Origin of the sequence: Roseivirga misakiensis, assembly GCF_001747105.1 — a bacterium.
Taxonomy (GTDB): domain Bacteria; phylum Bacteroidota; class Bacteroidia; order Cytophagales; family Cyclobacteriaceae; genus Roseivirga; species Roseivirga misakiensis.
The window spans coordinates 114,909-127,164 of sequence record NZ_MDGQ01000004.1 but is presented as its reverse complement, the minus strand read 5'-3'; the positions used below and the strand labels follow the sequence as shown (position 1 = coordinate 127,164).

General features: G+C 38.8%; 10 protein-coding genes. 9 read left to right on the top strand and 1 reads right to left on the bottom strand.

The window, feature by feature from the left end:
- Window positions 1-250 precede the first annotated feature (250 nt).
- The 7 genes from BFP71_RS06530 to BFP71_RS06500 all read left to right on the top strand — a co-directional run bounded on the left by BFP71_RS06530 (window position 251) and on the right by BFP71_RS06500 (window position 6,190).
- Window positions 251-1,327 (top strand): ATP-grasp domain-containing protein, encoded by a 1,077-nt coding sequence (locus BFP71_RS06530; RefSeq protein WP_088124919.1) that lies wholly within the window; start codon window positions 251-253, stop codon window positions 1,325-1,327.
- Window positions 1,324-1,947 carry a LysE family translocator gene (locus BFP71_RS06525; RefSeq protein ID WP_069834689.1) on the top strand — a complete coding sequence of 208 codons (624 nt, stop codon included), beginning with the start codon at window positions 1,324-1,326 and terminating at the stop codon, window positions 1,945-1,947. The genes BFP71_RS06530 and BFP71_RS06525 overlap by 4 nt, the downstream gene beginning before the upstream one ends.
- Before the next feature lie 3 nt (window positions 1,948-1,950).
- On the top strand, window positions 1,951-2,634 hold the full coding sequence (locus BFP71_RS06520; RefSeq protein WP_069834688.1) for a Crp/Fnr family transcriptional regulator: 684 nt from the start codon (window positions 1,951-1,953) through the stop codon (window positions 2,632-2,634).
- Window positions 2,635-2,745: 111 nt separating this feature from the next.
- Complete coding sequence (locus BFP71_RS06515; RefSeq protein ID WP_176723330.1) at window positions 2,746-3,447, top strand: head GIN domain-containing protein; 702 nt, start codon at window positions 2,746-2,748, stop codon at window positions 3,445-3,447.
- 65 nt (window positions 3,448-3,512) lie between these two features.
- The gene (locus tag BFP71_RS06510) at window positions 3,513-3,980 is read left to right on the top strand and encodes a Cif family virulence factor (protein ID WP_069834686.1); all 468 of its coding nucleotides are present in this window, start codon (window positions 3,513-3,515) and stop codon (window positions 3,978-3,980) included.
- Window positions 3,981-3,993: 13 nt separating this feature from the next.
- Window positions 3,994-5,094: a helix-turn-helix domain-containing protein gene (locus tag BFP71_RS06505; RefSeq protein WP_141719702.1), complete on the top strand. Its 1,101-nt coding sequence runs from the start codon at window positions 3,994-3,996 to the stop codon at window positions 5,092-5,094.
- Between the two features lie 76 nt (window positions 5,095-5,170).
- Window positions 5,171-6,190, top strand: coding sequence for a YHS domain-containing (seleno)protein (locus BFP71_RS06500; protein WP_141719701.1), 1,020 nt, complete (start codon window positions 5,171-5,173; stop codon window positions 6,188-6,190).
- Window positions 6,191-6,591: 401 nt separating this feature from the next.
- Here the strand turns inward: BFP71_RS06500 and BFP71_RS06495 are convergent, their stop codons facing one another.
- The gene (locus BFP71_RS06495; RefSeq protein ID WP_069834683.1) at window positions 6,592-8,952 is read right to left on the bottom strand and encodes an ABC transporter permease; all 2,361 of its coding nucleotides are present in this window, start codon (window positions 8,950-8,952) and stop codon (window positions 6,592-6,594) included.
- Between the two features lie 287 nt (window positions 8,953-9,239).
- Between BFP71_RS06495 and BFP71_RS06490 the strand changes: the two genes are divergently transcribed.
- Together BFP71_RS06490 and BFP71_RS06485 are read left to right on the top strand one after the other, a co-directional pair.
- Complete coding sequence (locus tag BFP71_RS06490) at window positions 9,240-9,578, top strand: PadR family transcriptional regulator (protein WP_069834682.1); 339 nt, start codon at window positions 9,240-9,242, stop codon at window positions 9,576-9,578.
- A gap of 9 nt (window positions 9,579-9,587) precedes the next feature.
- On the top strand, window positions 9,588-12,200 hold the full coding sequence (locus BFP71_RS06485) for an ABC transporter permease (RefSeq protein ID WP_088124918.1): 2,613 nt from the start codon (window positions 9,588-9,590) through the stop codon (window positions 12,198-12,200).
- The last annotated feature ends 56 nt before the right edge of the window (window positions 12,201-12,256 follow it).

Genomic DNA, 12,256 nt, shown 5'->3' with positions numbered 1-12,256 from the left:
TCAAATATCACAATTCCTGAATAATTAGGAAAATCACGATATATAGTAATTAAATTACAAACAAATTGCTTGATTATATTTCATAATGGTATGAATATCAATTAGTTAAATGGTTAAATTTCGTATTGGCATGCTAGTTGTCATGAAGAAGACGCTTCTGTAGACGGCAGAGTGACAAAGTGTTGGTTAACACTTATTCTTGACAAAACTAAGTTTATGTTCAGGCGTTGATTATCTTTCGATTTTGTTTATGAGACATAGATTACCACTTTTTCTGGTTAAGATAATCTACTATGAATACTGGCCCTTTTGGCTCTTTTTTATGCCATTAGTGCCTTACTGGATTTATTTAGCGATTAGGGCAAAATCATTGACCTACTTTACTGCTGCAAATCCTGGAATCATTCATGGAGGTGTTTTTGGAGAATCCAAAATAGACATCTTAGAAAAGATTAATCCGAAATATAAACCAACTACTCTTTTCTTTAAGGCCAACACTGGCTTGACGGAAGTTGTAGATGGAATTGAAAAAGCTGGATTGACCTTTCCAATGATTATCAAACCCGATGTTGGTGAACGTGGATCAGAAGTGGAAAAGTTGGATAGCCAACAAGACCTTGAACATTACATTACCCAAAACCATCAGGACTTTATCGTCCAAGAATTCGTTGATTTTGATGTTGAGCTCGGTGTACTGTATCATAAGTTGCCGATCAGTAATACAAGCAATATTACCTCAATTGTACAAAAAGAATTTTTGGGTGTAACAGGGGATGGCACCACAAGTATTAGAGCTTTATTACAAAAAAGTGAACGCGCTAAACTTCAGATGCCCGCTCTGGAAGAGAAATTTGGAAGTCATTTAGATGATGTTTTACCCAATGGTGTTTATAAAAATTTACAACCGATTGGTAACCATTGTTTAGGCACAAAATTTCTAAGTGGTCAGCATTTGATCAATGATAAATTGGTCAAAGTATTCGATCAAATATCGGCTGATGTGGATGGCTTTAATTTTGGCAGGTTTGACTTAAAAGTAAGTTCTATAGAAGACCTATATGAAGGACAGAATATTAAAATTCTAGAGCTCAATGGAGTTACTTCAGAGCCTGGTCATATCTACGATCCAAAATTCAACTTGTTTCGCGCTTACAAAGACACGATGCTAAGCATGAAAACTTCATGTTTAGTGAGCATCGAAAATATGAAGCAAGGGGCCAAAGTCACGCCTTTTTGGGAAATGTTCAGACTGCTAAGAACTCATTTTTCATCAGATGAAATATCACAAAATGAGTTAAGTGCTACTAAAACCGCTTCTGCCAAATGATTTGGACAGTAATTGAAGCGCTAACAGTCGCTACAGTCATCAGTTTTGTGGCATCATTGCAATTAGGGCCGGTAAATATGGGGACTATCCATACGGCACTTCATAAGAATAAGAAAGCAGCCATCATTTTTGGTCTTGGTGGTAGTTTACCCGAGTTATTGTATTGTGGATTAGCCATTGGCAGTTCAAATTTTATTTCACAGTACGAAGGACTCGACGACTATCTCAAGTATTTGACAGTTGGAATCCTGCTTATTTTCGGGGTCTATTTGTTTCGACAAAAGGCCTCAACAAAACAGAATAGTAAATTAGACAAACAAGGAAAAGAACTCTGGTTAGGCGCCACTTTCGGATTGCTCAACCCACAACTTTATCCTTATTGGCTTTTCATCATTACGTTTCTTAGAAGCAATTCTATTTTAGAAAATAATACAATACCTGCTCAAGTGGCTTTCGTTGTTGGAACGGCACTTGGCGCATTTCTACTGCAGTGGCTTGTCGCCGAGCTTACTACCAGGAATCGGGATTTCATCTTCAAAAAGTTGACGAAAAACTATAATAAGGTGTTAGGCGGAATATTAATCGCCATGGCACTGATTCAATTGGTAATAAACTTATGATTCATGCAGAAAGAAATAAAATACTGGTACTTGAGAAACTATGATCTCTTTGCCAACCTCAGTAAAGAACAAATTCACGATTTATGTTCAATCTCACGTTTTGTGAGAATGAAAAAGAGTCAAACGATTCATTTTGCGAATGATGAGTCTAAGAGACTTTACTTCCTGATCAACGGAAAGATTAAGATTAGTGAAGTAGATGGACTTGGAAATGAAATGATCAAAGACATTATCCTTACGGGCGATCTTTTTGGAGAAATTCCAATCACATCAATGCTACCGAGCCAAGAATTTGCTGAAATTCTCTCTAGCGAAGTTATCCTTTGCACGTTTACGATGGAAGAATTTGAAAAGCTGATGGAAAAACATCCAAGTCTTGCCCTTTCTTTCTCTAAAAAAATGGGAGAGAAGCTTAGAAAATTAGAGCATCGATATGCTAACCTTGTATTTAAGGATGTAAAAGCAAGATTGAAGAGTTTCCTAGTGGACTGGGCACACAAAGAAGGTAAACCTGCCGATGATGGTTTGGTGATTAAAAATTACCTGACTCACAATGAGATTGCTAGTCTAATAAGTTCTTCCAGACAAACGGTTACCACGTTGATTAATGAGTTGAAAGAGGAAGGAACGATTCTTTATAGCCGTAGCTTAATTACAATTCCGAATATTGGAGCTTTAGCAGCTTAGAATTAAAAAAATAATCTTTAGAAAGACCGTCATTCAATGGCGGTCTTTTTTTGTTGATGCAACCCAATCGAAAAATTTGATGTCTATTGGTAATATTAAAAGGTCATGGATATGAAAAACAACTTCAAAACTCAAATCACACTAATCTTATTTTTTATAGCGACGCTCGGCTTTGCCCAAGACAAAGAAACTCGGGACCTCAGGAGGTTTACAGAAATAAAAGTAACGGAAGGCATTGAGCTAATTGCCAAAAAAGGAAATACCAATAGCATCGAACTCGATGTAGATAGAATTGATCTCGACCGTGTTATTACAGAAGTGCGCGGCGATCGTTTGATAGTTCAACTGAGACGAAATAGTTATTCTAGAAGAAATAACCGCCGTATCATCAAGGCATATCTTACTTACACTGAAGAGATAGAGGAAATTGCAGCATCTACTAGTGCTGAGGTCATATTTGAAGATATGATTAAAGGGAAAGAATTGACGATTCAAACCAGTACTTCGGGCAGCGTGGAGGTTAAAGCAGAAGTGACTTACTTGAATATTAGTGCGAGTACTTCTGGAAGAGTAGAAATCACAGGAGAGGCACAAGAAGTAGAAGCCAAAGCATCGACCGGTGGAACAATTTACGCTTATGATGTAGAAGCTGAAGAAGTGTATGCTAAGGCTAACACGGGAGCAGACGTAAGAGTAAATGCAACTGACCGTTTGAGGGCTAATGCTAATACAGGCGGAACAGTAAGTTATAGAGGAAGACCTCGCGCAGATGTGCGTTCAAATACTGGTGGTCAAGTTCGTCGAGCTAGATAAATAGCCAGAATAGACAAGAATAGTTATCTGATTAATTTTAGCTTTGAGTGTATAAAGCTTTGATCATGAAGAATAGAATCTTAATCGGAGCCCTAATTGGGCTCTTCTTTTTTAGTTTTAAGGCACAAGCTCAAGACGATGCAGCCGATATCAAAAAGGCCATTATGACCATGTTCGACGGCATGCGGGCGGGAGATAGCGCAATGGTGCATTCTGTTTTTACCGATAAAGTCATTTTTCAAAGAGTTCAGAAAGTATCCCCAAATGGTTCTCGAGTCGTCAACAATGACTTTAAGAATTTCTTAAAAGCAGTAGGAACACCGCATGACCTAGTCTGGGATGAACGCATTGTGTTTGGGCCGATTCAAATTGATGGTGATATGGCATCGGCTTGGGTTCCCTTTAAGTTCTATCTTGGCGAGAAGTTCTCTCATTGTGGAGTTAATATTTTTCAACTTTTCAGAACCGAGCAAGGGTGGAAGGTTTTTCACCTAGTGGACACCAACCGAAAGGAAAACTGTGTAGGAGGATAAAAGACACCTGAAATTGAACTGGTTTTCTATAACGCTCCTTATTGGCTTAACACAGTCTTTGCTCTTGAGTATTGTACTGATCAAGAAGTATAGAAGGGAACACGGTTTCTTGCTATCGTTGCTTTTGCTTATTTCCGTTGGCTTAGTATTGCGATTAGGGTACTCCCCCGCATTCTATTCGGAATGGGTCAAATGGTTATTATTGAGCGACGTTACCATTCTATTATTTGGACCGATTTTCTATGGATTTGTCAGGTCTGCTTTAAAGCTCAGAATCGATCACAGGTATTATTGGCTCCATTTTTTACCTGCTGTATTATTTTTAATCCGCTATAGTTTAAAAGTACTTCCTTTCACTGCAGCAGAGGTTATAGAATTGGAAGGAAGTGGAGTGAATAATTCTTTTTACACGCTCTTCTATGTAGTGAGTATATTAAGTAGCGTCGCCTACTTGGTTTTTGCATTTAAAGCATGGATGAACAGGAGCGCGAAAAAGGATTCATATGGTATTTTAAAAACCGTTTTGGTGTTTAATGCCATTATAATTTTCTGCTGGTTAGCTACATTTTTAGTTGCTACGTTTTGGCCAGAATATTATTGGATAACGAATTACGGTTATCAGATAGCTTTTCTCTTACTGTCATCAGGCGCGATAGCAATATCTTACCAAGCCCTTACCAGCACCACAGTTTTTAGTAAGCCGCTATTGGAAACAAAATATTCAAAGTCTAGTCTTACCGATGTTGAGTTAAATAAATGGTCGTATAAACTGGAAAGCGCCATGAAAGAAGAAGCGTTCTTTTTAGACTCTACTCTGACCCTTGAGAAATTGGGTAAAGAAGTAAACCTCAACAAAACTCAATTGAGTGAAGTGATTAACAGAGCCTTTAACAAAGGTTTCGCAGAGTGGGTAAATGAATATCGGATCAACGAATTTATAAGACGCGTAGAAAGCGATGACTTTGGTCACCTTACATTCATTGGAATTGCCACAGAAGTTGGATTTAATACTAAGGCAAATTTTAATAAGGCATTTAAGAAGTCAAAGGGTCAAACACCCAGTCAATATTTTGCCTCGAATATGGGGGCGACAAACGCTTTATTAAGTAAATAATGATCATAGTTTACCCATAGGCTCGCCTGAAGGCCTTTTTTAGGAATTGACATCAGTATAATTGACGAAAAAACTGATGAAACGAATTCTTAAATCTTCAATCATACTTCTGTTCGTATTTTACGCTTCAACAATGTTGTTGAATGCACAATCAGGTCCTCGTTGGTATTATAATATCGATGAAAATAATCTAGCCGCGTCTGGAAATGATGTAGTTGCCTACCATTCGGATGACAAGGCGGTCGCTGGTTCTAAATCCTTTCAGTCTATATATAAGGAGGTTGTTTATCAATTTACGACTGAAGCTAATCAAGCTGTTTTCGAAAAAGACCCTGAAAAATACTTGCCAGCATTCGGTGGTTGGTGTACGTACATCATGGGTATAGATGAGGCAGGTGGTTTTCCGCCTACTCGGCTTAAATCCGATCCTCAGAATTTCAAAATAATAAATGGTAAGCTCTACTTTTTTGCGAAGAGTCCTAGGCAAGACTTTAAACAAATATTCGAGGCTGGGGATCAAGAAGCAGTTCTGACCCGTGCTAACAAGTTTTGGGAGAGCCGCGTGAGGTTTGGAGAAATGTACGATGGGTTACCCCCAGGTTTAAACCCAATGGCTAGAATGGAGAATTTAGACTGGGTTCCTTTCTTAGGGCGGTGGGATGCCAATGCAAGTTGGTGGTTGGACACAGCAGGCGTGAATAAATCAGCTTTTACAGGAGACTGGACTATCGCTTACGGTTATGATGGCTACGGTGTTGAAGATGACTTTCTTGGTACACCGCTTTCTTATGCAGGAACTACTAACGGGCCAGCGATCAGAGGATATGATGTGGTTAATAAGGAATGGCATATGACTTACATTCCAATAAATCAACCAAGATCCGCTACATGGTTAATGACAGCAAAATTTGTTGGTGTAGGACATTTGGAAGGGCAAATGGAAACCACTGATATGAATGGAAATATGATCTTACAGAAGATAGTATTTAAAACAAAGACCGAAGATAGTTTCGAATGGAGTGCCCATTGGTCATGGGATAATGGAAAAACCTGGAAAGAGAATACTGGTCTTGTCAGCGCGAAGAGACACCATTAAGCACACATAATGTGGAGAGCAAAAAAAAACGCCCCTTGCGGGGCGTTCTCCTACTTACCTTTACGGTAATGGTTCTCTATAATATCTCTCACTGAAACGCGCTGGTGATTGAAATTCCGGGAACCGTGTGAATTGCTGCCAATGCTCGAATGCGTTTTAACCTCTTTAGCAGATTCATTCGATACACGAGCTGTCTTTAACTCCTCCATTACTTTATTACTTTGAAAATCTAACGTTTAAAAAACTGTCAGTCTTATTCTTTCGTTTCGTCTGACGCAAAATTATGCAATCGATTGCATTATCCAAGGCATTAGGCTAAAAAAACTTAAAAATTCAAAAAGAAAATTAGTGACTTATACCTCTGACGTAAATAGTACGCTTGGATTGATTTAAACCCTACTTTAATCGCTCAAAGCATTGATCGGGTTTTTAGAAAGTGCCCGTAAAGTATGGAATAAAACTGCTAGGCAAGTCACAGAAGCAAGTAGGGCCAAGGCAAAAACGAAGGCATCTACGGGTACATTGATTCGGTAGGCAAAATCTTGCAACCATAACTGCGAGAGGTAATATCCACTGGGTACTGACACCAGTAAAGTCAGGCCAAGAATAGAAAAGAATTCACTGTAGATAATGCCGATAATATTTTGGTGTGAGGCACCAAATACTTTTCTCAGCCCCATTTCCTTGAACCTTTTTTGAACTACCAATGAAACAAGGCCAAAAACGCCCAGTGCACCGATCACGATGGAGGCCAGCATAGAAATATTTCCAATATCGCCCCAGACTTTTTCTCCCTTATATAAGGTGGCCATATCTTCTGTAAGGCTGGATTGTCGAAATGGCTGTTCATAAGAGTTTAGATACCAATAATCGGCTATCCGACTAGAAACATTTTCGGCGATTGATCCTGCGTAGCGAACAACCATAAAATCTTCCATAGCTTCTCCTGGGTGAATAACGAGTGGTTGAATACGGTTGTGAAGTGTTTCGTAATTAAAGTCCTGAACCACGCCAACGATCGTATACTTTTTACCCATATTAAAGATGTTTCTTCCCAGCGCGTCAGTTGGGTTGTCTAGCTCAAAGGCTGAAATAACGGTTTGATTGACAACTATCGGCTTGATATCGGTACTTTTCAAAAACTCAAATTCAATTCCCGTTAAGAGTCTAATGCCAAGTGTTTCAAAGTAATCATCACCTATTTCGGCAATATTCATCAATATGGAGTCAGGACTCGCAGGATCGGGTCTGTAATACTCGGAACCATACGGTCTTCCTGGAATTGAATTCCCCCTAGAAACTGAGGTTACACCAGCTACTGAAAGTGCTTTGTCTTTAAAACTTTCGAAACGAGTATGAATTCCCATATCGCGGATAGGGATCACCATTACGCCTTCACGATCAAAGCCAAGGTCTTTTGTTTTTACATAAGCTGCTTGCCTGTTAATGGTAAAGGCACCGACGATCAGGATAACGGAGATTACGAATTGAAACACCATGAGTCCTTTTCTTAGGTACCCAATTTTGCCGATCGTAACTACATTGAGCAATACATCGGTAAGTTTCATTCTAAGAATAACGACTGCAGGCGCAATTCCAGAAATAATGGCAGTGGTAAGGATAAGTCCTGCAATTATTAGCCAAACATCCCATTGACTGAATGGGTCCAAGACCAAGTTGGTTTCGAGTAATTCGTTGAAAGGCCGAATAAGAAAATACAGTGCGAAAAAGGCCGCAATAATGGCAATACCGATTGTAAGAATAGATTCAAAGATAAACTGCAGGTGTATTTGAGGGCCAAAAGCTCCCGAAACCATCCTGACTCCCATTTCCTTTAATCGCTCAATAGAGGTTGAAACAGCAGAGTTTATATAGTTTATAGTGGCTAAAATGATCACGACGATCGCAATAATCAATACGACCCGAACAAAAAGGATATCGCTTTGGGGTTCTATTTCAGAAATTGCGGATGAATGTAAATGGATATCTAGGAGTGGTTGAAAGTCTATTCTTTCATCAGGGAATCGATCTGCAAGCCAAAGCTGATATTTCTGGTTAAATGTATTGATATCCGTACCGGGTAGGAGTTGTATATAACTGTAGAAACCATTGTAGCTACCGCTGAGTATGCTATAGTTCATCACCTGCCGTAAAGTCGGCATAGAGGCCAAAAAGTCAAAGTCGAAATGCGAGCCAATCTTACCTTTATCTTTTACCACACCAGTAACCTTTAAACTATATTGGAGCTGGTATCTGATGGTTCGACCAATTGGGTTTTCTGCACCAAAGTACTTTTCGGCCATAGTTTCCGTCAGAATGATTGAGTTTGGTTCAACCAAGGCGGTTTCTACATCACCCATTATTAATTCGTACCCGAAGACATCGAAAAAGGACGAGTCTGCAAAAATGAAATCTTCCTCATAGAAACCATTATCAACATCACCGAGTAACGGAATATCCCAATGCTTAAAAATGAGCGTGGTATTTACAATCTCAGAAAACTCCTCCTTTACAGAAAGCATAATTCTTGGATTTGTCTTGGCCACAATTTGACTATTGTCTCCGAGGTCTTCGGTTCTTAAAAGCCGATAAGTATTTTCTGGTGATTTATGGAAAGTGTCGTACTCCAGTTCGTAGTTAGCGTAGAGAATAAGGAGAATTGTAAGCGTAATGCCGATGCCCAGGCCAACAAGGTTTACAAAAGTGGTGACTTTTCTTTTGACTAGGTTCCGAAATGCAATTTTGAAGTAGTTCTTAAGCATGTAAAGATTTTTGCCAACGCTTGTTGCTCTTATTCAAACAAAGTACCAAAATAGTAAATCTTCATTGAGCGCCTTCAGTAACGGTTTATAATAAATAACATGTCCAAATCAATTGAATTCTGAACGCTTGCGGTCAGCCATTCGATCGTATTCGAACAAAATTCTTGGTTGATGTTAGCCTTTATTAAGCCCTAAATTCGACATTTTTCGATTAATACTACAAATAAGGTAGAAAAGTCTTGCATGTTTGAAACTATTTAAACTACATTTAAGGTATAAAGAAAATTATGGGAAAACATCACTTAGGAGAATTCGAAGAAATCGTCATGCTGACGGTCGCTATCCTGCACGGAAACGCTTATGGGTTTTCGATTATTGAGGAAATAGAAAAAAGGCTTGAAAGAGGAGTAAGCCTTGGAGCATTGCAGGTAGTATTAAAGCGCCTAGAGAAAAAGGGCTATTTACAATCTGAACTTGGAGAAAGTTCCGCAGTAAGAGGTGGTCGAAAGAAGCGGTACTATTCGGTAACTCACCTTGGTAAAAATACCATTAGACAAACAAGGGAACAAAGGATGCAGCTATGGGATGCTATCCCTGATGTCGCGCTTCAATATGTTGGGAAATAAGGCGAAAAGGTGAAAGATACTAACCCAACTTCCAGATTGCTCAAATTCTTCAGGTGGTTCTGCGATCCTGAATATGTAGATGATATTGAGGGAGATCTATTTGAGCGATATGCAGCCCGATCGGAGCGACGTAATGAACGATACGCTAAGCGAAAACTGAATATGGATATACTTCTATTATTCAGGCCAGGGATTGTAAGGTCACTAAACTCAAGTCAGAAAATGCCTTTCAGTTCGTTAGGGATGCATTATAAATACAGCAGCCGATTATTAAGAAAGAATACACTGATTACGCTGGCCAGCTTGACTAGTTTGGTTTTAGGTGTGCTCAGTAGCTTCATGATTTTTTTATGGGTTGAGTCTGAACTTACTACGGATCAGTTTCACTCCAACTACGATAAGATCTATATGCCTGTTATTCAGCAAAGTGCCAATGATAATTTACGGCCATTTGATCTAGCAGAATTCTTGAATGTAGACTACAGTCAATTTCCTGAAATAGAAAAAACCACAACCATAATTTCTATTCGTCCAGAACGTACGGCTATTGAATATGATAATGTTGACTATCGAACTGTAGGCATTGTTACCGACAGTGTGTTTTTTGAAATATTTGATTTTAAACTACAGGTTGGAGATGAATATAAACCTTTGCAGAATCCTACCGATATTATTCTCACAGCCTCATTTGCCACGAAAATTTTTAATGATGTTGACCCCATTGGTAAACCTGTAAAAGTGGGGCAGTATGGGCTATATCAAGTAGCCGCCATTATGGAGGATATTCCTTCTAATAGTACGATCAATTTTGACTATGTAATTCCAAGACATTCGCAAGAACTTTGGGCCATTGGCGGTATCAACATGCTTTTGACCAATAACACATTCGACAAAGCCGATTTTAATGATAAACTGAAAGAAATTAAGGAGGGTAACCGTCAGTTAAGGAGATATAATTTTTCAGTAGCGGCATTTAGTGATAACTACTTTGAACAGCCATTGAATTATATCCTATTCTCAAAAACAGGTGACTTGTTTTACATCCAAGTCATGTTGTTGGTGGCTGGTATTATACTGATTATCAGTTGTCTCAACTTCACAAACATGCAAATGACTTTCTTGTTGTCGCAGGGTAAGTCGAATGCAATCAAGCAGATTCATGGTGCCAGAAAAGTAGATAACTATTTAGAGGTTGCTACATCCAGATTTATCTATTTCTTGGCGAGTACCCTCATAACTTTTGGACTCTTTGAGCTGGTAGCGAAAAAATACTCTTCTTTCCTTAATCTCACGCTGCATTTTCGATGGTATGAAGAACTTGGAATAATCGCGCTTGGCTGTATCATTTTCATCTTGATCGCTTCAATCCTTTCCTTACTTCGGCCAAGGAGCTTTCAATCGAATAAAAGTCTGATTGATGGAACAATCCAATCTAAAAAAGTCTATTCGGGCAAAATACTCACAACTATACAGTACACACTATCTATCATTTTGATAATGGCCACTGGAGTGGTATTTAAACAGTTCAAGTTCATGCAAAACAAAGAGCTTGGGTTTGATTCTTCAAATGTGATTAGCGCCAAGGTCTTTGATCTGGTTGTATTCCAAGGCGACCACGAGGATTTTAGTAAAAGGCTTCAAAGTCAAGAACAAAAGTATGAGAGCTTCAAGGACCAATTGTCAGCAATACCAGGTATAGAAAGCTTTACTCAATCAAGGCTACCGATGAACAAAGAGATCAATGACTATCTCTGGAAATTAGCGAATAGTGAATTTGAATTTGAGCAGATAAGCATGCTACATGTAGATGCTGGCTTGGTAAATACACTTGGGATAGAATTAGTAGAGGGTAGATTCTTTACCGATTCTCTAGATAATTATATGACTAAAAGGGTGGTAGTAAACGAAGCGGCTATGAAATACTGGGGAATTGAAAGCGTTAATGGTGCTCGGCTCAACGGATCTGGTCCACTGAGTGGTCAAAATGAACCATGGGAGATCATTGGTGTGGTGAAAGACTTTCATTACGAACATCTATCCAGAAAAATCGAACCTTTGGTTTTATGGCTTGATGGAGGCGAATCATCAGCGGAATTCACCTTTAAGATTAATGAGTTGAATTTTGAGAAAACTACCCAAGAGATAACGTCCGTATTTCAGGATTTATATCCAGGAAAGTTTTTCTCTTATACCATTCTAGACGATACCATCAACAATCATTACAACTATGAAAAAAAGCAATCTCAAATCTTCTTGTTATTCACTGTAGTTGCCATAATTCTTAGTTCTATCGGCCTTTTTACTTTTGCGATTTACGATACCCAAAAGCGCACAAAGGAAATTGGTATCAGAAAGGTTACGGGCGCCAGTACTTTTCAGATAATGAGGCTTCTCAGTGGTAATTTCATAAAGTGGGTATCTCTAGCATTTTTAATTGCACTGCCTATTTCTTGGTATGCCATGGTAGAATGGCTCTCAAACTTTGCCAATAGAACACCACTCACTTGGTGGCTCTTTGTAGGGGCAGGTTCTGTGGCAATGATGCTGGCAGTTTTAACAGTAATCGGCCAATCCTATAATGCCGCTAACAGAAATCCTGTACATGCATTAAGACACGAGTGATTTCTTCTTCAAATCACCATTCAAAATTTGTTCAAACAATTCCAATAAAAAGACGA